This window comes from Streptomyces sp. NPDC107500 (genome assembly GCF_055582785.1).
Window position 1 is genome coordinate 394,302 of record NZ_JBVJPF010000004.1, and the last position, 24,358, is coordinate 418,659.

Annotated in this window: 20 protein-coding genes; 11 read left to right on the top strand and 9 right to left on the bottom strand. The window is 72.9% G+C overall.

Features of this window, described 5'->3' with window-relative positions:
* Positions 1-24 precede the first annotated feature (24 nt).
* From ACZ67M_RS18265 to ACZ67M_RS18295, 7 genes are all read left to right on the top strand, one after another.
* The gene (locus ACZ67M_RS18265) at positions 25-978 is read left to right on the top strand and encodes a hypothetical protein (protein WP_469851713.1); all 954 of its coding nucleotides are present in this window, start codon (positions 25-27) and stop codon (positions 976-978) included.
* Positions 979-1,049: 71 nt separating this feature from the next.
* The gene (locus ACZ67M_RS18270; RefSeq protein ID WP_392013220.1) at positions 1,050-1,340 is read left to right on the top strand and encodes an SCO0607 family lipoprotein; all 291 of its coding nucleotides are present in this window, start codon (positions 1,050-1,052) and stop codon (positions 1,338-1,340) included.
* A 187-nt stretch (positions 1,341-1,527) separates the two neighbouring features.
* Positions 1,528-2,307, top strand: coding sequence for a hypothetical protein (locus ACZ67M_RS18275; protein ID WP_469851714.1), 780 nt, complete (start codon positions 1,528-1,530; stop codon positions 2,305-2,307).
* Between the two features lie 63 nt (positions 2,308-2,370).
* A complete protein-coding gene (locus tag ACZ67M_RS18280; RefSeq protein WP_385796125.1) occupies positions 2,371-3,234 on the top strand; it encodes a DMT family transporter in 864 nt (287 codons plus the stop codon).
* 78 nt (positions 3,235-3,312) lie between these two features.
* Positions 3,313-4,767, top strand: coding sequence for a basic amino acid/polyamine antiporter (locus ACZ67M_RS18285; RefSeq protein WP_361367603.1), 1,455 nt, complete (start codon positions 3,313-3,315; stop codon positions 4,765-4,767).
* A 20-nt stretch (positions 4,768-4,787) separates the two neighbouring features.
* Complete coding sequence (locus ACZ67M_RS18290) at positions 4,788-6,050, top strand: arginine deiminase (RefSeq protein WP_469851715.1); 1,263 nt, start codon at positions 4,788-4,790, stop codon at positions 6,048-6,050.
* Positions 6,051-6,184: 134 nt separating this feature from the next.
* Complete coding sequence (locus tag ACZ67M_RS18295; protein ID WP_385796132.1) at positions 6,185-6,631, top strand: hypothetical protein; 447 nt, start codon at positions 6,185-6,187, stop codon at positions 6,629-6,631.
* A gap of 12 nt (positions 6,632-6,643) precedes the next feature.
* On the opposite strand, the gene ACZ67M_RS18300 is transcribed toward ACZ67M_RS18295, so the two are convergent.
* Both ACZ67M_RS18300 and ACZ67M_RS18305 read right to left on the bottom strand, forming a co-directional pair.
* Positions 6,644-9,019 (bottom strand): glycoside hydrolase family 65 protein, encoded by a 2,376-nt coding sequence (locus ACZ67M_RS18300; protein ID WP_469851716.1) that lies wholly within the window; start codon positions 9,017-9,019, stop codon positions 6,644-6,646.
* Positions 9,016-11,406, bottom strand: a complete 2,391-nt coding sequence (locus ACZ67M_RS18305; protein ID WP_469851718.1) for a phosphoketolase family protein — start codon at positions 11,404-11,406, stop codon at positions 9,016-9,018. Before ACZ67M_RS18305 ends, ACZ67M_RS18300 begins: the two co-directional genes overlap by 4 nt.
* A 318-nt stretch (positions 11,407-11,724) precedes the next feature.
* Here ACZ67M_RS18305 and ACZ67M_RS18310 point away from each other — a divergent pair, with 318 nt between their 5' ends.
* Both ACZ67M_RS18310 and ACZ67M_RS18315 read left to right on the top strand, forming a co-directional pair.
* A complete protein-coding gene (locus tag ACZ67M_RS18310) occupies positions 11,725-12,363 on the top strand; it encodes a TetR/AcrR family transcriptional regulator (protein WP_469851719.1) in 639 nt (212 codons plus the stop codon).
* Positions 12,364-12,452: 89 nt separating this feature from the next.
* On the top strand, positions 12,453-14,027 hold the full coding sequence (locus ACZ67M_RS18315; RefSeq protein ID WP_385796273.1) for an MDR family MFS transporter: 1,575 nt from the start codon (positions 12,453-12,455) through the stop codon (positions 14,025-14,027).
* 69 nt (positions 14,028-14,096) lie between these two features.
* Here ACZ67M_RS18315 and ACZ67M_RS18320 read toward each other — a convergent pair whose 3' ends face one another.
* From ACZ67M_RS18320 to ACZ67M_RS18350, 7 genes are all read right to left on the bottom strand, one after another.
* Complete coding sequence (locus ACZ67M_RS18320) at positions 14,097-15,101, bottom strand: twin-arginine translocation signal domain-containing protein (RefSeq protein WP_469851720.1); 1,005 nt, start codon at positions 15,099-15,101, stop codon at positions 14,097-14,099.
* Between the two features lie 25 nt (positions 15,102-15,126).
* A complete protein-coding gene (locus ACZ67M_RS18325) occupies positions 15,127-16,407 on the bottom strand; it encodes a TRAP transporter large permease (protein WP_392013228.1) in 1,281 nt (426 codons plus the stop codon).
* A 3-nt stretch (positions 16,408-16,410) separates the two neighbouring features.
* Entirely contained in the window at positions 16,411-17,025 is a 615-nt protein-coding gene (locus ACZ67M_RS18330) for a hypothetical protein (protein WP_385796147.1), read from the bottom strand.
* A complete protein-coding gene (locus ACZ67M_RS18335) occupies positions 17,022-19,151 on the bottom strand; it encodes a hydantoinase/oxoprolinase family protein (protein ID WP_469851721.1) in 2,130 nt (709 codons plus the stop codon). Before ACZ67M_RS18335 ends, ACZ67M_RS18330 begins: the two co-directional genes overlap by 4 nt.
* 101 nt (positions 19,152-19,252) lie before the next feature.
* The gene (locus ACZ67M_RS18340) at positions 19,253-20,851 is read right to left on the bottom strand and encodes an FAD-dependent oxidoreductase (RefSeq protein ID WP_469851723.1); all 1,599 of its coding nucleotides are present in this window, start codon (positions 20,849-20,851) and stop codon (positions 19,253-19,255) included.
* 52 nt (positions 20,852-20,903) lie between these two features.
* Positions 20,904-22,013: a LacI family DNA-binding transcriptional regulator gene (locus tag ACZ67M_RS18345; RefSeq protein WP_392013233.1), complete on the bottom strand. Its 1,110-nt coding sequence runs from the start codon at positions 22,011-22,013 to the stop codon at positions 20,904-20,906.
* A 169-nt stretch (positions 22,014-22,182) separates the two neighbouring features.
* On the bottom strand, positions 22,183-22,695 hold the full coding sequence (locus tag ACZ67M_RS18350; RefSeq protein ID WP_385796155.1) for a GNAT family N-acetyltransferase: 513 nt from the start codon (positions 22,693-22,695) through the stop codon (positions 22,183-22,185).
* Positions 22,696-23,001: 306 nt separating this feature from the next.
* Here ACZ67M_RS18350 and ACZ67M_RS18355 point away from each other — a divergent pair, with 306 nt between their 5' ends.
* Positions 23,002-23,586 carry a sigma-70 family RNA polymerase sigma factor gene (locus tag ACZ67M_RS18355; protein ID WP_114531742.1) on the top strand — a complete coding sequence of 195 codons (585 nt, stop codon included), beginning with the start codon at positions 23,002-23,004 and terminating at the stop codon, positions 23,584-23,586.
* On the top strand, positions 23,586-24,338 hold the full coding sequence (locus ACZ67M_RS18360; protein WP_469851726.1) for an anti-sigma factor: 753 nt from the start codon (positions 23,586-23,588) through the stop codon (positions 24,336-24,338). The genes ACZ67M_RS18355 and ACZ67M_RS18360 overlap by 1 nt, the downstream gene beginning before the upstream one ends.
* Positions 24,339-24,358: the final 20 nt, after the last annotated feature.

Genomic DNA, 24,358 nt, shown 5'->3' on the forward strand with positions numbered 1-24,358 from the left:
CCCGGAGGAGGAGGCGGAAAGGGCATGCGGCGCAGGAGCGGGCAGGGCGGGAAGACCGGCACCCCCGGCACGGACTCGGTCGAGGCGGTCCTCGACGAGCTGTACACGACACCGCCGTCCGACTTCGTCTCCCGCCGCGAGGAACGCGCCGCCGCCGCCAGGACGGACGGCCGCAAGGAGGACGCGCGGCTGATCCACGCCGCCCGCAGGCCCACGCTCGCGGCCTGGGCGGCGAACCTGCTGGCCCGCTCCGAGCCGGAGGAGAGCCGGCGGTTCCTGGAACTGGGGCAGTCACTTCGGGAGGCGCACCGCACCCTGGACGCCGCCGGGCTCAGGGAGCTGTCGGCGCAGCGGCGGCGCATCGTCACCGCCCTGTCCCGGCAGGCCGCGCACCTCGCCGACGAGGCCGGGCACCGGTTGTCCCAGGGAGCGCAGCGGGAGGTCGAGTCGACCCTGCGCGCCGTCCTCGCCGACCGGGACGCGGCCGACCGGTGGTCCGGCGGTCGCCTGGAGGCCGCGCTCGCCCCGCCGTCGGAGTTCCCCTCGGACACCTCCCCGGCCGCACCCGCGACACCCGCACCGGCGCCCCGCGAGGAACCGGCCGGCACCGGGGCCAAGGACGAACTCGCCGAGCGGCGCCGCAAACGGCAGGAGGATCTCGCCCGCGCCGAACAGGAGGCGGAGCGGGCCGCGGAACGACTGCGGGACGCACAGGCGCGGCAGGCGGACGCCGAGACGCTGCTCCGGCGGACGGACGGTGAACACGACCGTGCCCGCCAGGCGGTGGCGTCCGCGGAGGACGAACTGCGCACGGCACGCGAGGACCTCGACCGGACCGGGCGGAAACGGCGGGACGCCGAGGAAGCGGCCCGTACGGCCCGGAAGGCGGCGACCGGGGCGGAGCGGGAGGCACGCACGGCGGCGCGCCGGGTGGACCGTCTGGTCACGCGCGCCGGGCAGCGTGGCACGGCCGATTGAGTATCCGTACTCATGATGTGTCCCACCCGTCGCGGGAGGCTTGGGTCATCAGTCACCCGAGGGAGCCAATCGTGCGTACCGGCAAGCGAGTTCATCTGGTCCTGGCCTGTGTGGCCGCCGCGGCGGTCATGACCGGCTGCTCCATCGAGGAGGCGACCTGCGGCGGCGGCGAGTACCCGGTCCTGTCCGTCGGCGGCACCGGCAGCGCCTGTGTGCCCAACGACGAGGAGCCGCCCAAGGGTTACACCCGGTACCCCGAGGGCAAGGTGCCCGAGCACGTCGGCGACGAGTGGGACACCTACTGGCAGACACACACCGTCGACGAGGACGGAAAGACCGTGGAGGTACCCCAGGGCGGGTGAGCGCCGCGGCCATGTGTTCCGAACACACACACGAGATTGCGGCGGCACATACCACGTCGGCGGCCATACGTGGTATACCGGCCCGGCAGCAAACAGGGGAACAACAGACGCTGTTCGTCCGTACTATCTGTGTGTCCCGCCGTTCCTCACGAGCCTTCACGGCCGCGAATCGAGGAGAGTCACCCTCATGTCCGAGAGCACGACGCAGTCCGCCACCCAACTGGCGTCGCAGTACAGCGTCCAGGTCACCGACGACCTGGAGCGCAACGTCAAGGAGCAGGAACGTGTCAGCGCGGAGCTCACCGCGCTCCAGCAGCAGTTGGCCGCGTTGCAGCACGACCACGCCCTGCTGGTGAGCGTGCAGCAGGCGCTCGGCATCGCCGCGCCCGAGCCCGCGACCGGTGCGGCCACCGTGCCCGCGCCGCGCGACAGCGCCCCCGCCGAGCCGGCCGCCCGCGGGCGTTCGCGTGGCAAGAAGGCCGCCACCGCGCCCAAGCGGGCCGCCGCACCCAAGCCGGGCGCCAAGCAGGCCACCAAGCCGTCGGCGACGAAGCCCGCCGCCAAGCCGGCCGCGAAGTCCGCCGCCAAGCAGGCCCCGAAGGCCGGCACCAAGCAGGCCGGCAAGGCCATCACCAAGGCGGCCACGAAGGCCGCCACCAAGCCCGCGGCGAAGAAGGCACCCGCGTCGGCCACCACCCAGCCCACGCTGGTCGAACTGGTGCGGACCCACCTCGTCGAGGCGAGCGAGCCGCGGTCCGCCGCGGAGGTCACCACGGCGCTGGGCAAGGCCCACGCCGAGCGCAACGTCAAGACCACGGTCGTGCGCACCACCCTCGAAGGGCTCGTCGCCAAGAACCTGGCCCAGCGCACCAAGCAGGGTTCCTCGGTCTACTACACCGCCACCGACGCCGCCGCGCCGAAGCAGGAGACCGCGAGCGCGGAGCCGTCCGCGCAGAGCGGCAGCTGAGCACACCGTCCCCGGGGCGCGGTGCGGCGCGCGGCCGGAAGGAATCGGGGTGAGTATCGGTGGATGGGCTTTGTGCTGCCGGTGCTCTTCGCACTCGTCGCCGCGTTCAGCAACGCGCTGGCCACCGTACTCCAGCGGCGTGCCGCGCTGAGCGTGCCGCAGTCACAGGGTTTCCGCCCGGGGCTCGTCCTCGACCTGCTCCGGCGGCCCGTGTGGCTCGGCGGCATGCTGGCCGTCGTGGTGGCCGGTGTCGGTCAGGCGGTGGCACTGGCGACGGGGCCCCTGTCACTCGTACAGCCCCTGTTCGTGCTGGAGCTTCCGCTGGCCCTGCTGCTCGCCTCGCTGATGACCGGCGGCAAGCTGCCCCAGGTCATGTGGCTCGCCGTGGGCGCGGTGGTCGTCGGGCTGGGTGTCGCGCTGGTCTCGGCGGCACCGGACCACGGCAGCGAGGACGTGCCGCTGGACCGCTGGGTGCCCGCGCTGGCGGCATGTGCCGGGGCGGCCGTGCTGCTCGCGGCGGCCGGACTGAAGCGGCCCGTCGGCAAGGCCCGCGCCGGATGCCTCGGCGCGGCCACCGCGGTGTGCTACGCGCTGACGGCCGGTCTGATGAAGGACTCCATGCGCGTCCTGGACTCCGACGGCGTGACCGGCTTCCTGACCACCTGGCAGACCTACGGGTTCGCCGTGGCCGGGGTGTGTGCCGTGCTGCTCCTGGAGCACGCCATGCAGGGCGGCCCACTCGTCGCCTCCCAGCCCGCCCTGACCCTGGGCGACGCGACGGTCAGCCTGCTGCTCGGCGTGATCCTCTACCGCGAGGACGTGCGCGGTGACTGGTGGGTCGTGCCGCAGCTGCTCGGCGTCGGCCTGATCGTCATGGGTGTCCTCAGCCTGGCCCGGCGCGGCACCGACCTGCGCACCGCGCAGTGACCGGCGCCCCGGCCGGGATGCCCGCCCCCATCAACTGAGGCACAGTGGTCCCAGTCGCCAGCCACCCGGAGGGACGGCATGTCGCAGGCCGCTGCTTCCGACGCCGAAGACGCATCCCCGCCCACCGCCAAACTGCCGTTGTTCACCCTGACCGCCATGGTGGTCGGGTCGATGGTGGGCGCGGGTGTGTTCTCACTGCCGGGACGGTTCGCCGAGGAGACCGGCGTCGCCGGGGCACTCATCGCATGGGCGATCGCCGGCACCGGCATGCTGATGCTGGCCTTCGTCTTCCAGTCGCTGGCCGTACGCCGGCCCGACCTCGACGCGGGTGTCTACGCGTACGCCAAGGCGGGCTTCGGCGAGTACCTGGGCTTCTTCGCCGCCTTCGGCTACTGGGCCAGCACCTGTGTCGGCAACGTGACCTACTGGGTCCTCATCATGTCGACCGTGGGCTCCGTCTGGCCGGCCCTCGGCGACGGGGACACGGCCCTCGCGGTCGTCCTTTCCTCCCTCGGGCTGTGGGCCTTCTTCTGGATCATCCGGCGCGGTGTGAAGGAGGCGACCGCCATCAACAAGGTCGTCACCGTCGCCAAGCTCGTCCCCATCGTCTTCTTCGTCATCCTGGCGCTGGTGTACTTCGAACCGGGTGTGTTCGCCGACAACTTCGGCGGCGCCGACTACGCCGGTTCCCTGTTCACACAGGTGCGCGGCACCATGCTGGCCACCGTCTTCGTCTTCCTCGGCGTCGAGGGCGCCAGTGTCTACTCCCGGCACGCCAGACGCCGCTCCGACGTGGGCCGGGCGACGGTGCTGGGCTTCCTCAGCGTCTTCGCCGTCTTCGCGTCGGTCACCATCGTGTCGTACGGCATCATGCCGATGGACGAGATCGCCGGCCTGCGCCAGCCGTCCATGGCGGGCGTGCTGGAGTCGGCCGTCGGCACCTGGGGCCGCGTGTTCATCAGCGTCGGCCTGATCGTGTCGGTGCTGGGCGCCTACCTGGCCTGGACGCTGATGGCGGCGGAGGTGCTCTTCGTCGCGGCCAAGGACGACGACATGCCGCGCTTCCTGCGCCGTGCCAACGCCGTGGACGTGCCCGTGCCGGCGCTGCTGATGACCTCGCTGCTCACCCAGGTGGTGCTGATCGCCACCAGTTTCTCGGACGACGCGTTCAACTTCGCGCTCAACCTGACCAGCGCCCTCTCCCTGGTCCCGTACCTGCTGGCGGCGGCGTTCGCGGTGCGGATCGGCAGCCGGGACGATCCGCGCACCGAGGGCGGCCGCACCTCCCGGCGGGAACTGACCTGCGCGGTCGTCGCGACCCTGTACACGGCGTTCCTGCTGTACGCGGCCGGTCTGAAGTTCCTGTTGGTGTCCTTCATCCTCTACGCCCCGGCGACCGCCCTGTTCGTGATGGCCCGCCGAGAACAGGGCCGGCGGCTGTTCTCGCCCGGGGAACTGGTCGTCCTGGCCGTTTCCGTGGTGGGTGCCGTACTCGGTCTCGTCGCCCTGGCGGCCGGGTGGATCAGCCTGTGAATCCTTCTCAAGGAGGCAGTGTGACCAGCAACGAGAGCGCCGCGCAGCCCGCGCTCGGCGTCCACTCCGAGGTCGGCCGACTGCGCAAGGTCCTGGTGTGTTCGCCGGGTCTCGCGCACCGGCGGCTCACCCCCACCAACTCCGACGACCTGCTCTTCGACGACGTGATGTGGGTGGAGAACGCCCAGCGCGACCACGCCGCGTTCGTCGGCGAACTGCGCAAGCGCGGGGTGGAGGTGGTGGAACTGCACGACCTGCTGGCGCAGATCATGGCGATCCCCGAGGCGAAGGCATGGCTCCTGGACCGGAAGATCGTCGCCAACCGGGTCGGCGTCGGCCTCGTCGACGCGACCCGCGCCTACCTGGAGACCCTGTCGCCCCGGGAACTCGCGGAGTACCTGGTCGGCGGTCTCGCCACCGGTGACCTGACCGAGGACTTCCGCTCGCCGTACCTCGCGCTCGCCCGGGAGTCGACCGGTGCGCGCGAGTACCTGATGCCGCCGCTGCCCAACACCCTGTACACCCGCGACACCACCTGCTGGCTGTACGGCGGACTCACCCTGAACCCGCTCTACTGGCCCGCGCGGCACGACGAGACACTGCTCATGAAGGCGATCTACACCTTCCACCCCGACTTCAGGGACTCGACGGTGTGGTGGGGCGACCCCGAACGCGACTGGGGGCAGGCCACCTTCGAGGGCGGGGACGTCATGCCGGTGGGCAACGGGGTCGTCCTCATGGGCATGAGCGAGCGCACCTCGCGCCAGGCGATCACCCAGGTCGCGGGCGCGCTGTTCCGCAACGGCGCGGCCGAGCACGTCGTGGTCGCCGGGATGCCGAAGCTGCGGTCCGCCATGCACCTGGACACGGTGTTCACCTTCGCCGACCGCGACGTGGTCACCCTCTATCCGCGCATCATGGACGGGGTCCACACCTTCTCGCTGCGCCCCGCCGACCGGGCACCGGGCTTCGACGTCGTCGACGAAGGCACGACCCCCTTCGTCGACGTCGTCGCCAAGGCGCTCGGCCTGTCCGCGCTGCGCGTGGTGGAGACGGGCGGCGACGCCTACGCCTCCGAACGCCAGCAGTGGGACAGCGGCAACAACGCCGTGGCGGTGGAACCGGGCGTGGTCTTCACCTACGACCGCAACACCGCCACCAACGCCCAGCTCCGCGAGGCCCGCGTCGAGGTCGTCCCCATCGTGGGCGCGGAACTGGGCCGCGGCCGGGGCGGGGGCCACTGCATGACGTGTCCGCTGGTACGTGATCCGGTGGACTTCTGACCCCGGGCGCGACGGTCGTCCGCCGCCGGGCGGCCCGGTACTCCGTACGAGTGGTGCGATCCATGGCCCGGCCGTACGGTCGTACGGGGAAAGGAGAGCGGAGACAAGCGATCCCGAGACGGCTGGGAGCAGACATGGGCAGGAACCCGATGAGGGCCGCGGTCACGCTGTGTGCCGCCGCCGCGCTCGCAGTACCCCTGGGCACGGCCACCGCCGCACCGACGGCGCCGGCCCGGCAGACGACGGACCCGGTACTGGTGGACTGCGCCGGGCAGCCGGAGGTCCGGCCGGGGACGTTCATCCTGGCCTGCGGGGACGGCAACAGCCGCCTGGTGTCGATGCACTGGTACCGCTGGGACGCCGAGGCCGCGGTGGGCCGGGGCAGCAACGCGGTCAACGACTGCGACCCCTACTGCGCCGCGGGCGCGTTCCGCTCCTACCCGGTGACCGTCCGGCTCGACCGGCCCACGGCCTCGGCCGGGGACCCGGGTGAGCGGCACTTCAGCCGGATCACCCTGACCTACACCGACGGCAGGCCGGACGGGTCGCCGCGCACGGTGACCCAGCCGCTGCCGGGCTGACGGCCCCAGGCGTCAGTCGGGGAGCGCGAGCCGGCAGGTGTCGCCCGGCTGGAGTCGCACCTCGCGGTCCGGCAGCCGTACGTCGATCGGCAGCGGTCCGGACTCGGGTACCGCGATCTCCAGCCGGCCGTGCTCCAGCCGGAGCCGGACGCCCCAGTGGCCCTGGTAGCGGATGGAGAACCCGTACGAGGACAGCTCCGGCAGCGGCACCGGGTTCAGCCACAGGGCGCCCCCGCGGGTCTCCAGGCCGGTCAGGCCGCGCTGGACGAGGTCGAGGGTGCCGGCCATGGCGCCGAGGTGGATGCCTTCGCCGGTGGTGCCGCCCTGGAGGTCGGCGACGTCGCCCTTGAGCGCCTCCTGGCAGAAGGCCCAGGCTTCGGCGCGCCGGGCGCGGGCCAGGATCCAGCCGTGGACCAGTCCGCTGAGGGTGGAGCCGTGGCTGGTGCGGGCCAGGTAGTAGTCGACGGTGCGCTGCCAGGTCTCCTCGTCCAGGTGGTAGCCCAGCCGGCCGAAGAGGGCCAGGAGTTCGACCGGCGAGAACAGGTAGCCCAGCATCAGCACGTCGGCCTGTTTGGACGCCTGGTAGTTGTTCACGCTGTCGTTCTCGGCCTCCAGGACGCGGTCGAGGCGCCGGATGTCGCCGTAGCGCTCGCGGTACCCGTCCCAGTCGAGTTCGGCGAGGTCGCCGTAGCCCTCGAACTGGCTGACGACGCCTTTGTGGAAGGGGACGTGGAGGGTGCGCGAGACGCTGTCCCACTGTTCGAGTTCGCCGTCGCCCAGGGCGGTGCGTTCGACGAGTTCGCGGCGGCGGGGTTCGGGGAGGTCGGCCAGGACCTCCAGGGTGCGGGTGAGGACCCACGCGGCGGTGACGTTGGTGTAGGCGTTGTCGTCGAGGCCGGGGAGACGGGCGCCGGGGTAGGCCTCGTGGTACTCGTCGGGGCCGACGACGCCCCGGATGCGGTGGCGTCCGAGCCCGTCGTCCCAGACGGCGGAGTCGGCCCAGAAGCGGGCGATCTGGAGCAGTGTCTCGGCCCCCTTGGTGTGCAGGAACTCGGCGTCGCCGCTGGCCTCGCAGTACTGCCACACGTTGTACGCGATCGCCGAGCCCACATGGTGCTGGAGGTGGGAGTGGTCCGGCAGCCAGCGGCCGGAGCGCGGGTTGAGGTGCAGTTGCTGCGTCTCCTCCCGGCCGTCGCTGCCGCTCTGCCAGGGGTAGAGCGCGCCGCGCCGGCCGATGGCGCGGGCTGCGGCGCGGGCCCGTTCCAGGCGGCGGTGCCGGTAGTGGAGCAGGGCCCGGGACACCTCGGGGAAGTGGAGGTTGAGGTAGGGCAGGACGAACAGCTCGTCCCAGAAGACGTGCCCGCGGTAGGCCTCGCCGTGCAGTCCGCGCGCGGGTACGCCCACGTCGAGGTCGGCGGTGTGCGGGGAGAGGGTCTGGAGTACGTGGAAGAGGTGGAGACGCAGGATGCTGCCCGCCTCACCGGGAACGTCGAGTTCGGCCCGGCGCCACAGCTGGCCCCAGGCGGTCCGGTGCGTGAGCAGCAGTTCGTCGAAGCCTGGGGCGGCGGCCACCCGGTCGATCGCGGCCTGGAGCGGGTCGCTGATCGCCGGGTCGCGCGAGGTGTGCAGGGCCACGATCTTGTCGACGGTGACGGTGCGGCCGGGTTCCGTACGCGGGTTCGTGCGCTGGGTGACGCACAGGTGCTCGCGCGCCGGGGTGACGGGTCCCTCGGCGGTGGTGCGGGCCGCCATGCCCACCCGGATGTCCGAGGTGCGGGTGCGGCAGCGCAGCCACACGGTGCCGTCGTCGGCGCTTCCGGTGTGCACGTGGATCAGGTGGCTGCCGTCCAGGTCCCGGTAGCGCGGTACCCCGGAGTTGGTGACGCCGCCGTCGAGGGCCGACTCCACCTCCAGGTCGACCGGGCCGCCCTCGGCCGTGAACTCCGTGCGCAGGGCGGCTAGATGAGGGTCGGCCATGTGGACCAGACGCAGCTGCCGCACCGACAGCACGCGGCCCCCGCCGAGGCCGAAGCGGGTGCGGCGCTCCAGCACGCCCGAGTCAAGGTGCACGGTCTGGCGGTGGTCGAGGACCTCGGCGGTGTCCGGCGTGAGCCACTCCTCCCCGGCGGGCCTGAACCGCAGGGGCAGCCAGTTGGGCAGGTTGACGATGTCCTCGTTCTCCACCTCGCGCTCGGCGACGGTGGACGTGAGCCGGTTGTAGCAGCCGGCGACGTAGGTGCCCGGGTAGTGCGTGTCGTCCGCGGCGCACTCGGGCAGCGCGCCGCGCGTGGCGAAGTAGCCGTTGCCGAGCGTGCACAGCGACTCGCGCAACCGCTCCTCGGCGGCGTCGTAGTGGTCGTAGTCCCAGGTCGACGGGGTGGCGGTCACCGCGGGCCCGCCCAGCTCCAGTCGGCGACCTCGGGCAGGTCCACCCCGTGTTCGCGGATCCAGTCGTGGTGCCGCTGCCGTACGTCCGCCATCCGCTGCCGTACGTCCGCGGCGCGCACCGCGAGGCCGGGTACCCGGTCGATGACGTCCATGACGAGGCGGTAGCGGTCCATGTCGTTGCCGACCACCATGTCGAACGGCGTGGTGGTGGTGCCGATCTCCTTGTAGCCGCGCACATGCAGGTGCGGGTGGCCGGTGCGCCGGTAGGCGAGCCGGTGGATCAGCCAGGGGTACCCGTGGTAGGCGAAGATCACCGGCTTGTCGGCGGTGAACAGGCCGTCGTACTCGAAGTCGCTCATGCCGTGCGGGTGTTCGCCGCTGGGCAGCAGGCGGGCGATGTCCACGACGTTGACCACGCGCACGGCGAGCGAGGGCAGGTCGCGGCGGAGGAGCTGGGCGGCGGCCAGCACCTCCTGGGTCGGGACGTCACCGGCGCAGGCGAGCACCACGTCGGGTTCGCGGCCGCCGTCCTCGGTGCCGGCCCAGTCCCAGACGCCGGCGCCGCGCGCGCAGTGCGCCTTCGCCTCGTCCATGGACAGCCAGTCGAAGCAGGGCTGCTTGCCGGCGACGATCACGTTGACGTAGTCGCGGCTGCGCAGCACGTGGTCGGCGACGGAGAGCAGGGTGTTGGCGTCCGGCGGGAGGTAGACCCGTACGGCCTCGGGGCTCTTGTTGAGGATGTGGTCGACGAAGCCGGGGTCCTGGTGGGAGAAGCCGTTGTGGTCCTGGCGCCAGACGTGGGAGGTGAGCAGGTAGTTGAGCGAGGCGATCGGTGCCCGCCAGGGCAGGCGGCGGGTCACGCGCAGCCATTTGACGTGCTGGTTGACCATCGAGTCGACGATGTGGACGAAGGCCTCGTAGCAGGAGAAGAGGCCGTGCCGTCCGGTGAGGAGGTAGCCCTCCAGCCAGCCCTGGCAGGTGTGCTCGGACAGGATCTCCATGACGCGCCCGTGCCGGTCCAGGTCCTCGTCGACGGGCAGTGTCCGTTCCTGCCATGCCTTGCCGCTGGCGGCGTAGACGGCCTGGAGGCGGTTGGAGGCGGTCTCGTCGGGGCCGACGAGCCGGAAGTCGCGCCGGTCGGCGGTGGCGTCCATGACGTCCCGGAGCAGGTCGCCGAGGACGGCGGTGGGTTCGTGCGTGGCGGCGCCCGGCGCGTCCACGGTCACGGCGTACTTCTCCAGCGGGGGCAGGGGAAGTTCCCGCAGGAGCAGGCCGCCGTTGGCGTACGGGGTGGCGCCCAGCCGGCGGGAGCCCTCCGGGACGGCGGCGAGGACGGCGGGCCGCGGGGCCCCGGTGTCGTCGAACAGTTCCTCGGGCCGGTAGGAGCGCAGCCACCGCTCCAGTTGCGCGAGGTGGTCCGGGTCGGTCCTGACGCCGGACAGGGGGACCTGGTGGGCGCGCCAGGTGTTCTCCACCGGCAGTCCGTCGACCTCGGCCGGTCCGGTCCAGCCCTTGGGTGTGCGCAGCACGATCATCGGCCAGCGGGGGCGGTCGGTGGCCCCGTCCTCCCGGGCGGCGCGCTGGATGGCGGCGATGCGGTCCAGGGCGGTGTCCATGGCCCGTGCCGTGGCGCGGTGGACGGCGGCGGGGTCGTCGCCGGTGACGTGGAGCGGGTCGTGGCCGTAGCCGCGCAGCAGCGTGTCGAGTTCGTCCTCGGGGAGCCGGGCCAGGACCGTCGGGTTGGCGATCTTGTAGCCGTTGAGGTGCAGGATGGGCAGGACCGCGCCGTCGTGCACCGGGTCGAGGAACTTGTTGGAGTGCCAGGAGGTGGCCAGCGGGCCCGTCTCCGCCTCGCCGTCGCCGATGACGCAGGCGACCAGCAGGTCCGGGTGGTCGAAGGCGGCGCCGTAGGCGTGCGAGAGGGAGTAGCCCAGCTCGCCGCCCTCGTGGATCGAGCCCGGCGTCTCGGGCGCCACGTGGCTCGGCACGCCGCCGGGGAACGAGAACTGCCGGAACAGCCGGGCCATGCCCGCCGCGTCCCTGCCGACGTCCGGGTAGGTCTCGCCGTACGACCCCTCCAGCCACGCGTTGGCCAGCACGGCGGGCCCTCCGTGGCCGGGACCCCAGACGCACAGCGCGTCGAGGTCGCGCGCCTTGATCACGCGGTTGAGGTGGGTGTGGACCAGGTTGAGTCCCGGTGAGGTGCCCCAGTGGCCGAGCAGCCGGGGCTTCACGTGCTCGGGGCGGAGCGGTTCGGCCAGCAGGGGGTTGGCCATCAGATAGATCTGACCGACGGAGAGGTAGTTCGCGGCGCGCCAGTGGGCGTCCAGGCCCGCGAGTTCCTCGTCGGTGGGCCCGGGGGGCGCCTGCTGCGTGTCGGCGGACATCGGGGGTCCTTTCCGGGTCGGGACGGCGGTCGGGCGGCGAGGGCGCGGGGTCCCGTGCACATCCCAACCCCGCGCCGACCGGCCGGGTACCCGAGCGGGCCGTTCGGGTCACGTCGCGTTCCGGACGGAGTGCCGGGAGGGCGCGCGGACGCGAACAGCGCGGCCGTCACCGGCGCCGACCCCGGTGACGGCCGCACTGCTGCCCGGTGTACCCCAACTTCGCCTCCGGACACAGAAGTTGTTCATGGTCTGTGACAAAGAGCGGCGGCGCGGGCTGAACCACGAGTCAATTTTGCATACCGTGCATCTTTGCATATCATGCAACTTATGTCGGAGAAGAGTGCCGCGGGAGGCGGTCTGCGGGAGCGGAAGAAGCGGGCGACGCGTGCCGCCCTCGCCGAGGCCGCCGTACGTCTCGCAGCCGAGCACGGGGCGGAGAAGGTCACCGTCGAGGCGATCAGCGCCGCGGCCGGGGTGTCGGTGCGCACGTTCTTCAACTACTTCGACACGCGTGACGACGCCTTCGTCGTGATCGACGCGGACGCTGGGGCGCGCATGCGGCGCGCCGTGCTGGACGCGCCGCCCGCGCTCTCCCCGCTGGAGGCCCTGCGCGAGGCCATGGCGGCGGAGCTGGCCGAGGCGGAGCAGCAGCACGAGCTGTGGCGACTGCACGCCGAGGTGCTGCACGCCTCGCCGCACCTCCTGGCCCGCGGCGTCGGCGCACACATGGCGGCCGAGGCCGATCTGGCCGACGCGATCGCCGAACGCCTGCGCGGCACCGACGCCGAGGGGGCCGCGCCCGGTCTCTACCCGCGGCTGCTGGCCGCGGTGGCGGGCGCCGCGGTGCGGACCAGCGTGGAGCACTGGTCCACCCATCAGGAGGAAGCCGCCTTCATCGACGTCTTCCACGAGGTGTTCACCCTCCTCGCCGCCGGCCTGCCGGCACCCACCGCGTAGCCTCCGCGCCGGGCTCGCGACCCACCAACACCACCGAAAGAGATGTCGTGACCACACCCCAGGCGCCCGCCGACGCGCCTCCCACCTCGATGACCCACCGGCAGATACTCCAGGCCATGTCCGGCCTGATGGCCGGTATGTTCGTCGCGATCCTGGCCGGCACGGTCGTGGCCAACGCGCTGCCCACGATCATCGCCGACCTGGGCGCCAGCCAGTCCTCCTACACCTGGGTCGTCACCTCCGAACTGCTCGCGATGACCGCGACGGTCCCGCTGTGGGGCAAGCTGTCCGACCTCTTCAACAAGAAGCTGCTGCTCCAGCTGTCGCTCGGCATGTTCGTCGTCGGCTCGCTGCTGGCCGGCTTCTCGCACGGTGTCGGCCTGCTGATCTTCAGCCGGGTCGTGCAGGGCATCGGCGCGGGCGGTCTGACCGCCCTCGCGCAGGTCGTGATGGCCTCCGTCATCCCGCCCCGCCAGCTGGGCAAGTACGCCGGCATCTTCGGTGCCGTCTTCGCCGTGGGCACGGTGGCCGGACCGCTGGTCGGCGGTGTCCTGGTGGACACCTCGTGGCTGGGCTGGCGCTGGTGCTTCTTCATCGGTGTCCCCTTCGCGCTGCTCGCCATCGCCCTGCTCCAGCGCACCCTGAGCCTGCCGACCACGCGGCGCGAGGTGCGCATCGACTGGCTCGGCGCCTTCCTGATCGTCGCCGGTGTCTGCGCGCTGCTCATCTGGGTGTCCCTGGCCGGCAACGAGTTCGACTGGGCCTCCTGGCAGACCGCCGCGCTGGCCGGTGGCGGTGTGCTGCTGCTGGTCGCCGCGGTCTTCGTCGAGGCCCGCACGCCCGAGCCGGTCATCCCGCTCGACATCTTCAAGAACCGCACCGTCACCCTGACCACGGTCGCCAGCCTCCTGGTCGGCGTCGCCATGTTCGGCGGGACCGTCTTCCTCTCGCAGTACTTCCAGGTCTCGCTGGGCAAGTCGCCGACGGTCGCGGGTCTGATGAGCCTGCCGATGATCCTCGGCCTGCTGGTGTCGTCCACCGTCGCCGGACAGGTGATCAGCCGGACCGGCAAGTGGAAGCGGTACCTGGTGGCGGGTGCGGTCACCATGGCCGTCGGCCTCGCGCTGCTGGCCACCATCGACGCCAAGACGCACTTCGGGCTGCTCAGCCTCTACATGGCGGTGCTCGGCGTCGGCGTCGGCATGCTGATGCAGAACCTGGTGCTGGCCGCCCAGAACGACGTGCCCGCCGCCGACCTGGGCGCCGCGACCTCCGTGCTGTCCTTCTTCCGCAGCATGGGCGGCACCATCGGGGTCAGCGTCCTCGGCGCGATCCTCGCCAACCGGGTCGCCAGTGAGATGACCAAGGGACTCAGCGGCGCGGGCATCACCGTGCCCGGCGGTGAGGCCTCGGGCGAGAGCAGCGTCCCGGACATGTCCACGCTGCCCGCACCGATGCGGACGATCGTCGAGCACGCCTACGCCGTCGCCACGGCCGACCTGTTCCTCATCGCCACGCCGTTCGCGGTGCTCGCGCTGGTCGCCGTCGTGTTCATCAAGGAGAAGCCGCTGAAGACCACCAGCGGCATGGAGCGCCTGGCCGAGGAGGCCGGCGAGACGGCCGCCGTCCCGGCCGGCAAGGACCCGGCGGCGCCCGTCGCCTGACCCGGCCGACCCCACGGGGGCCGTCCGTCCGCTTCGGACGGGCGGCCCCTTCGTCGTGGAGCGGGTGGGTCAGCCGCGGGCCATCGCGATCGATCCCGCCAGCCGCTCCCCCGCCTCGTAGATCATGTACGGCACCCCGCCGTCCGTGCCGAAGGAGGGCGCCGCGGCACGGCCGTTCTCCGGCGCGGAGCCACGGGAGTCGTAGAAGACGCCGAGGTGCCTGCGGAGCGAGAAGTCGTTGCCGACCTCGGTGATCATCAGGTCGCCGCCGCTCTCCTTGTCCTTGTTGTAGACGACGTAGGTGTTGTTGTTCCGGTGCAGCAGGTGCGGTCCGCCCACGTTGACCGCGCCGACGTCGCCGTGGCGCACCAGGGGCTGCTGGGCGAACGTCCAGGTGCGGCCGTCGGCGGACCAGCCCCAGCCGATGTCGCGGTGGTTGGTCGTGTTGTTCAGCATGAACACCATGACGTAGCGGGCGCCGCGCGAGGGCAGGTCGTGCCGGAAGACCCGCGCGTACGAGGTCTCCGTGGTGCCGGACGGCAGCATCGAGGTGGTCAGCACCACCTTGTCGTAGGTGAAGTTCACCCCGTCCTTGGAGCGGGCGAGGCGGGTGGTGGTGTTCTCCCCGTGGAAGTACAGCCACATCTCCCGCTCCTCCGCGTTCCACATGACGTGCGGCGAGGAGACGTGGCTGACGGAGTAGTGCGGCGACCACTTGTTGGAGACGATCGGGTTGTCCGGGTACTCCGTGAACGGTCCCTCCAGCGAGTCGCCGTAGGCCAGGCAGATGCCGCCGGGGGCGTCGTGCGGGGCGTAGTACAGGTAGTAGCGGCCCAGCCGACCACTCGCGGGCAGCCGGTCGTAGACACCCCGGACGGTCGGGAAGATGATCTCGCCGGTGGGGTTGTAGGCGAGCTGGGACGGCGTCAGCAGGGTGCGGATATGGGTGTAGTCGGGGAAGCCGCCGGGCGCGGCGGAGGCGGCGGGTACGGCGGTGGCGCCCAGCGCGAGGGCGGCACCGGTGACGGCCGTGCCCTTCAGGAACAGACGGCGGTCGAGGTGCGGCTCGTGCATGTCGACTCCTGGGGAGAGGGAGGGGTCAGAGGTACAGGGCGGCGGTGACGCACATGCCGCCCAGGGCGACCAGCCACACGTAGGGCAGGGTGCGGACCATCACCTGCTGCGGGCTGACACCCGCGTACTGGGCGGCCCACACCGTCTGCGTGCTGGTCGGGTCGGCGACGCCGAAGACCTGGTTGTACGAGGTGGCCATGCCGAGGACGGCGACGGCCGGGTAGATACCGGTGGCGATGAGGACGCCCGCGATGCCCGCGCCGAGACCGAAGACGTTCAGCGGGCCGCGGTACAGGCAGAGCGGCACCAGCAGGGTGAAGACGAGGACGAACAGCACCGGGTTCTGCGGGCTGACCGCCTTCATCAGCGGCTCCAGCGCGTCGACGGCGCCGGGGAGTTTGACGGCGGCGAGCAGGATGCCGATCGCGACGAACAGGGCGAGCGGGGGCGCCGCCACCTCGAAGCCGCCGTAAAGAGTGCGCAGCAGCCGCTTGTTCATCTCGCCGGGCCGGGTGGTGGTGACCAGCGCGTAGAGCACGCCGGCCAGCAGGGAGGGGATGATGGCCACCTCCAGGCCGAGGGCCAGCACCAGCGGGACGGCGGGGGCGAGCAGCGCGTACCAGGGCGCGTCGCCGAGGCGTTCGCGGCGCGACGGCGGCCGGGAAGTCACCGACTTGAGGGACCAGGCGTGCTCGGTGCCGCGCCGCCGGTTCTCGATCACCACGTAGGCGACGGCGGCGACCAGCGCGAACGGGAACAGCTTCACCATGAAGCCGCGCACCGTGTCGACCGGCAGGTCCAGCGCGGTGGAGAAGAACTGCCAGACGGGCAGTTCGAAGGGCACCCCGACCGCGATGCCCATCAGCACGGTCCCCGCCGCCGTCACCTTGGGCACGCCGACGGCGACCATGGCGGGGATGCCGATGATGCCGGCCAGCATCGCCGCGGGCGCCGATCCGGTGACCGTGCCGACGAGCGCGGAGACGGCGAGGACACCGAGGGCGACGACGGTGGGCCGGTCGCCGCCGAACTCCACGATCTTGCGGACGAGGGTGCCGGCGATGCCGGTCTCGTCGAGCAGTCTGCCCAGCCAGGAGCCGAGGATGATGGCGACCATGGTGGCCGCGAGCGCCGGGGCGCCTTCCTGGAGGACCGTGTCCAGGACGCTGTTCTCACCGGTCAGGGGCGCGCCGGAGAGGAAGGCGATGACCACGGCCAGCAGCACCAGGGCGAAGGCGGTGGGGAGTTTGCGGGTGAGCATCGCGGCGACGCCGGCCGCCATGACGAGGAGGATGACGACACCCATGGGTCAGTTCTCTCTTCTTGCGTCACGTGCAGGTGAGGGGAGGTTTCCGGTCCCGGCCTCGGCGGCCAGGGCGGCGGTCAGCAGCAGGGGGCTGCGGCCGAGTCCGCAGACGGTGCGGGCGTAGGCGTGCGCGGCCACCTCCTCGGCGCCGGCGACGTGGCCGGGCACGCGCAGGCGGCCCAGGCGCAGGGCGTGGTGGCCGAGGGCGTGCTTCAGGGCGGCGCGGGCGGGGCCGTGGTGGAGGTGGGCGTGCACCGCCTCGTGGGCGAGGGCGGCGGCCCGTACGGATCCCGCCGGGTACCAGGCGCGCCAGCCGCGGGCGTCGACGACGCGTTCGGCGAGCGCGATGGTGTCGGTGTACAGCTCGACCGTGGGCGGTCTGGAGGTGTAGCGGGCCAGCAGGCCGTGCGCGAGGCCGCCGTCGCTCTCCACGACTCTCGCCGCGCACGGAACGGGCGCGAGGGCGGAGCCGAACGCGTCGGCGGTGCGGGCCCAGTGGCGCAGCAGCTCCGGGTCGCGGTGCTCGTGGGTGGGGGTGGCCGCCAGCAGCCGTACCGCCCACCCGATGTCGTCGGTGGCGGCGGGGTCCGCCGTCGCGAGGGCGTCCTGGGCGGTCATTCCCGCACCTCCAGGACGGCGACGACTGGTTCGTCGGCGGCGCGGGAGCGCAGCTCGCTCCGGGCGAGGGCGAGCAGCGGCGCCGGGTCGAGGACGCCGGAGAGGTCGGCGATGCGGGAGCCGACCAGCAGCCGCACGGCGGGGGCGCGGACGCCTCCGTCGCCGTAGGAGGTGGCCTCGGTCACCAGCTTGGCCAGCACCTCGGGGGCGCTCGCGACGGTGGTCGCCTCGACCCGGGCGTCGGCCGCGTGGTGGCGTACGACGCCGTCGGCGTCCACGACCCGCACCGGGTGGCGGACGGGGCGGAAGCGGCGCTGCACCTCGGTGCCGTAGACGGTGTGCGCGGGGGTGCCCGCGAGCACCTCCACCTTCGACGGCTCGGTCCTGAGGCTGGTGGCGGCCAGGCGCAGCCGCTCGTCGTCGTCGGCGCGGTGGGCCCGGTCCTGGGTGCGCAGTTCGGTCGCGCCGGTGGCGATGGCGCGTACGACGTTGGTCTGCGGGTCGACGGTGACCTCGACCTCGACGCCGTCGGCGGCGGCGCCCTGTTCGACCACGGCGCGTTCGGCCTCGGCGCGGACGGCGAGGATCTGCTCCTGGGTCGCGCCGGGCACGATCCGCTCGACCTGTTCGCGGACCAGGGCGAGGGCGACGCCGATGGGGCTGATGACCTCGTTGTTCCGGGCGATGCGGCCGGTCATGCCGGTGCGGTCGGCCAGGTGCGGGGTGACGGAGGCCGCGCCGCCGCCTCCCCCGACCAGGACGGCGGTGTCGGTGTCGAGGCGGTACTCGCGGACCAGGTCGTCCACGACGGCCTTCACCTGGCCGGTGCCGGCGTCCAGGAGCCGGGCGGCGGCGGTGGGCACGTCGGTGCCGAGGGCGGCGGCGAGCGGGGCCAGCGCGGCACGGGCGGTACCGGGGTCGGCGTGCGCGAAGTCGCCCTCGGGGACCCGGCCGAGCGCGTTGGCGGCGCAGGTCATGGTGAGCGCGAACCGGCCGCCCGCGGCGTCGAGCACCGCGTAGTCGGCGGGGTCGCCGGGCAGCGGGCTGATCGTGGTGAGCGTCGCGTCCCGCAGGTCGGCCGGGTCGGCGAAACAGGCGTACGGCAGGCCCGCGATGTGCGCGCTGCGGGGTCCGGTGCCGGTGACCCGGCCGCCGGAGACGCGCACCATGGAGCCGCCGCCGACGCCGACCGTGCGCACGTCGAGGGCGTTGAGGTACGAGGTGCGGCCGAGGATGGTGGCGTGGCGGACCGCGACCTTGCCGCGCTTGACGACGCTGATGTCGGTGGAGGTGCCGCCCGTCTCCAGGAACACGCCCTCGCTCACGCGCTCCTGCATGAGCGCTCCGGCCACCCCGGCCGCGGGACCCGACAGCACGGTCAGCAGGGGCCTGCGCCGCATCTCGTCGAGGGACATCACTCCCCCGTCACAGCGCATCACCATCAGCGGCGCGGTGACGCCCGCCTTGGTGATGGAGGCGTCGACGAGGTCGGCGGTGGCCAGCATGCGGGGCAGGATCGCCGCGTTGACGACGGCGGTGCGGGTGCGCTTGCGCAGTCCGTACAGCGAGGTGATCTCGTGGGCCGCGGTGGTCGGCAGGCCGGTCGCGCGGGCCGCCTCGGCGACCGCCGTCTCGCCCTCGGGCCGGTCGACGCCGAACGGTTCGCTGGCCACCAGCGCCTCCGCGCCGGCCGCGGTGAGCCGCTCGACGGCGGTCCGTACGGCGGTGGTGTCGTCGGGGTCGGGCACGTGCGCGTAGTGCAGCGGCAGCCTCTTGCCGGGGGTGAGTTCGAGCTTGGCGAGCGAGGCCAGGCGGCGGGTGAAGTACGTCCCGCCGCCGGTGCCGATGCCGAGCAGGCCGACGGTGGCGACGTCGCCCTCCAGCAGGGCGTTGGTAGCCTGGGTCGTGCCATGTGCCAGGAAGGCGACGTCGGCGGGTGCGTGTCCGGTCTGCGTCAGCAGCCGGTCGAGCGCTTCGACGATGCCGTGGGCGACGCCGTCCTCGTGATGGTGGCTCGTGGGGACCTTCACCTGGCCCACGAGCCTGAGCGTCGTGGCGTCGACCGCCACGGCGTCGGTGAAGGTTCCGCCCACGTCGATGCCGACGCGGATGCGGTGGGTGGTCATGTCCGGGCACCTCCTTGTGCTGGGTCGGTCCGCGCGCGGGCGGTCACCGGGCGGGGCAGGTGGAGCTGCCCCGCCCGAACTCCCCCCGCGCACGGGGTCGTTCAGTAGCCCCTGACGTCGGGCCAGTGACGCTGCACGCCGCCGCGGTCGAGCACCTTGGCGAACTCGTCGTACCTCTTGTCCTCGGCCTGCACCTGGTGCGGCTCGACGTTCTCGGCGAGGCAGTGGGCGGCGAGGGCTCCGGCGACCTCGCCGATGTTCCACTCCACCGGGTGCAGCCGGTAGCAGCCGTTGGTGATGTGCGTGGTGCCGAGGTTCTTGCCGGCCGGCAGCAGGTTGCGCACCCGGCGCGGCACGAGCGCCCCGAGCGGGATCTCGAAGGGCACCGACCCGATGTCGACGTAGTTGTCACCGCCGGTGGACGGGTGCAGGTCGATGCGGTAGTTGCCGACGCCCACGGAGTCCCGGTGGCGGGTGCCGCCGTAGGGGCCGACCAGGTCGATGGCGACGTCGTGCTCGGTGACGATGGTGACCGCCTTGATCCGGCGGGACTCGCGGACGTACGCCGCCTTGGCGAGCCCGTCGGGGGTGCCGGTCACGTCGGGTCGCGGACGCAGCCCGGGGAATCCGGTGCCGCCGTCGGGGCGGGGCGCCTCGGTCTGGAGCCAGTACAGCACCGACAGGGACAACTGCCGCGCCTCGTGCAGGGCTTCGGCCTCCTGGCCGATGTAGGGCTTCAGCCAGTAGTCGTTGAGCGGCCAGTTGACGAGGGTGATGTCGGAGTCGAAGGCGCCCTCGGTGTGCAGCTTGCGGGCGAGGATGCGGCGGAAGCCCCACAGCTCCTTGTCGCCCGCGTCGGCGCTCTGGTCGGCGCTGACGGCCAGCGGGTCGAGGTCGGGGTTGGGTTCGAAGGTGCGCGGCACCGGTTCCAGGGTGCGCGGGTCGGGGGCCTCGAAGCCGAGCAGCGGGCCGGGCCAGAAGCCGGGCCGGTAGGAGCGCCAGAAGTCGTAGTCGGCGGGGCGGTCGACGGTGTGGTCCTCACCCTCGTGGTGGGAGAGGGCGAAGCAGACGGTGATGCCCTGCTGGTTGTCCGGCTGGGCGTGCTCTGGGGCGTGGGGTTCGTCGAACTCGGCCCTGGACTCGGCCCCGTTGGCGTGTTCGACGCCCGCGAGGTGGAGGAGTTCGCCGGTCTCGGTGGCGTCCAGGACGTAGCGGGCGGGGACCGTGCGGCGGGTGCCGTCGCGCAGGTCCTCCAGGGTGACGGCGCGCACGACATCGTTGTCCGACTCGGCGGCCACGGGGCGGTGCTCGGTCAGGACGGTGAGCCGTCCGGCCGCCAGGTGCGGCGCGAGCATGCCCTCCAGGACGGCGAGGGCGACCTTCGGCTCGTGGCACAGCTTGCTGACCCGCCCGGCACCGGGGTTGAGGTCGGTGAGCGCCAGAGCCTCGGCGCGCAGGGGGTACCACTGGCGGTAGTACTGGCGGATGCCCTCGCGCAGTCGCCGGTAGGTGGCGGTGGTGCCGAACTGCTCGACCCACGGGTGTTCGTCGGGCGGGACGGCCTGGCTGGTGAGCTGGCCGCCGATCCAGTCCGTCTCCTCGGTCAGGACGACACTGCGGCCGGCCCGGCAGGCGGCGAGGGCCGCGGCGACGCCGCCCAGGCCGCCGCCGACGACGAGGATGTCGGGTTCCGGTATCACGCTGCTCCTCTGGTGGTGCGGTTCGTACAAGGGGGGGGTGGGTGACGGGGGTTCAGGGGCCGGCCGGCGGGCCGGCGGTGGTGCCCGGCCGGAAGGCGCAGGCGACGAGCGTGGCCCTGGCGGGTTCGCCCGCGACACGGGCGGCGAGCAGCCGCACCGCCTCGGCGCCCAGCGTGGGGCGGGGGATGTCGAAGCCCATGGGGGCCGGTTCGTCGGCGAGGTCGGCGGGCGGGCTGCCGAGCAGGGCCAGCGAGACCTGGCCGGGGCAGTCCAGGCCGGCCGCGTCGACGGCCGCGCGCAGCGCCCGCCAGGCGGTTCCGGTGTCGGTCTCCTCGGCGACGAACGCGGTCACACCGTCGGCCAGCCAGGCGCTCACGCGGTCCGCGGTGAGGTCGCGGCGCAGGTCGCCGGAGCGGAACACGGCGTCGGGGCCGGCGGGCAGTCCGCTCGCCGACAGGCCGTCCAAGAAGCCTCGTTCGCGGTCGCTGGAGGCGGGCGCCTCGTCGTCCTCGCGGACCAGCATGACCCGCCGGTGGCCGAGCCCGGCGAGCGTGGTGACGACCTCGCGGCTCGCGCTGACGTAGTCGGCGCCGACCCAGGCCAGCCCCTCCGCCTCGTCGGGCCGGCCGACGTGCACGACCGGGAAGTCGTCGGCCACCAGCCGGCGCAGCTCGTCCGCGGGGGCGTGGCGGCCCAGGAAGAGGCAACCGTCCGCCAGCCGCACCCGGTTGAGCGCGCCGGCCCCGGACGCGCCCGCTCCCCCGCTGCTGGAGCCGGTGAACAGCACCAGGTCGTAGCCCTGCGCCGCGGCCTCCTGCTCGACGCCGACGAGGAAGGGGTAGTAGGAGTGCCGGACGTCGGTCGGGAAGGTCGCGGTGAAGCTGAAGACGCCGAGCAGGTTGTTGCGGGCGGCGGCGAGGCGGCTGGCGGCCGGGTCGGGGACGTAGCCGAGGCTGCGGGCGGCGTCGAGGACCTTGCCGCGGGTCTCCGCCGAGATCGGCCGGCCGGTCGCGATGTCGCGTCCGGAGAGCACCAGGGACACCGTCGCCTGCGACACACCCGCGAGCCGGGCGACCTCCGCCTGCCTCGGCCGGCCCCGTCGGCCGGGCGGCGCGGGGGCCCGCCCCGGCTTCGCCCGCCCTGTGGCTTCCTTCGCCACCACTGCTCCCCTCGGTCGCGTTAATGCGCATTACCTAATGCGCATTAACCAGTAATGTGAAGGAGCCCGGGCACGGGGTCAAGGGTTTGGACCGAGGAAAATGCCGGGTGCCGGCGGGAGGGAGTCCCGCCGGCACCCGGTGTGCCGGATCAGTGCCGGATCGGTCGCGGGATCAGATACCGAAGGGCGCCGCGTACCGGACGGTGCCGGACGGCAGCGGGTGGGCGGCGTCCAGGGTGAGGGCCATGAGGGCCTCGTCCGGGACGTCGATGGTCAGGCCGATGCCATGGGCCGAGGCCCGGGTGAAGCCGAACCGGGGGTAGTACTCGGGGTGCCCGAGGACGACGACATGGTGCTCGCCGAGCCGCTCGGCCGCCGCCAGCGCGGCCCGGACGGCTGCCGCACCGGCGCCGCTCCGCTGCGACCCGGGCCGGACGGCGACGGGTGCGAGGCAGAGCGCCGGGTGCTCACCGATGTGGCAGCGGGTCAGCAGGGCGTGGCCCACGGGGCGGTCGGCGTCGTCGACCGCGACCACGGACAGGCCCTCGATCCAGGCCCCGGGGTCGGCGCGCAGCGCGTCGACCAGGGCGGCCTCCTCCGGGGTGGGGAAGGCGGCGCGGACGATGTCGCGGACGACGGGGATGTCGGCGCCGGTCTCGGCGCGGGTGTGCCAGGTGTGAGGCATGACGGGACAGGGATCCGTTTCTGGTGTCTGCGTTCGTGGGATGCGGGGTCAGGCCGCCGCTCGGGACGCGAGGGAGATCCGGGCGCAGCGAGGGGCGGCGTCGAGCACGGTCATCAACCTCACCTCCCTTTCCTCCCGCTCCGGGGAGCCGATCGAACGCGAACGGGGGCCAGTGTACCCGTGGGAGGGTGGGCGTCGGGCGAGGTCACCGCGTCCTTCGGCGGTCCGGCGACCAATCCGCGGGCCGTCCGGCCCCGGATTACGCGGGGACATGCCCGCCCGTCGCGTTCTTTTGGAGAAACCGTCGTGAAGGAAGCCGTACACATCGGCCGAAATCCATCGTCACAGCCCGACCTGCAACAGCTGATCCGCGAGGTGGCCCTCGGCGATCAGGACTCCTTCGCCGCGGTGTACGACGCGATGGCGGGATCCGTGCTCGGGGTCGCCCGGGCGGTGCTGCGCGACCAGGCGCAGTCCGAGGAGGTCGCGCAGGAGGTGCTGGTCGAGGTGTGGCGCACGGCGCCGCGCTACCGGCCCGAGCGGGGCACGGTGGTGAACTGGATCCTGACCCTGGCCCACCGGCGGGCGGTGGACCGGGTGCGGTCGGTGGAGGCCGCCGCGGCCCGCGACCACAGGGCCGCCCTGCTCGACCGTACGCCCGAGTTCGACGAGGTGACGGAGCAGGTGGAGGCCCGGCTGGAAAGGGAGCAGGTGCGGCGCTGTCTGCGCACCCTGACCGAGATCCAGCGCCAGTCCGTCACCCTGGCCTACTACCGCGGCCTGACCTACCGGCAGGTGGCCGAGGCGCTCGCGCTGCCGCTGGGCACGGTCAAGACGCGGCTCCGCGACGGCCTCATCCGACTCCGCGACTGCCTGGGGGTGAGTGCGTGATGCGCACCGAGGACCTGCACAGCCTGACGGGCGCCTACGCCCTGCACGCGCTGCCCGACGACGAGCGGACCGCCTTCGAACGGCATCTGGCGCGCTGCGCGCCCTGTGAGCGGGAGACCAGTGAGTTCGCCGCCGCCACGGCCCGGCTGGGGCTGGCCGCGACGCTCGTGCCGGGCCCCGCGATGAGGGACCGGGTGCTGCACCGGATCACGACCGTGCGCCAGGTCCCACCGGGTGGCGGCACGGCCGGCAGGGCACGCCGCCTCGCACCCCGGGGGCGTGGTCTGGGCCGTTGGGCGCTGGCCGCCTGCCTGGCCGCCGCGGCAGGGCTGGGTGGCACGGCGGTGTGGCAGTACGAGCGGGCGCAGGACGCCGGGGAGCGGGCGGCACAGGCCGAGCGGCGGGCCGAGACCCTGGCCGGGGTGCTGGCCGCGCCGGACGCCGAGTCGCGTACCGCGCGCCTGGCCGGCGGGGCCACCGGGACCGTCGTGGTCTCCGGGGACCAGGACCGGGCCGTGTTCCTGGCCTCGGGCATGGCCGAGCCGCCGCGGGGCAAGGTCTACCAGCTCTGGTTCGACGATCACGGGACGATGCGGTCGGCGGGTCTGATGGATCCGGGCCGGTCCAGTCAGGCGGTGCTGATGGAGGGCGCCGTCGACGGTGCGGGCGGCGTCGGCATCACCGTGGAACCGGCGGGCGGTTCCCCGCAGCCGACCTCGGACCCGGTCGCCCTGATGAGCATGCCGGCCTGAACGGGGGTGAGGGCCCGCGC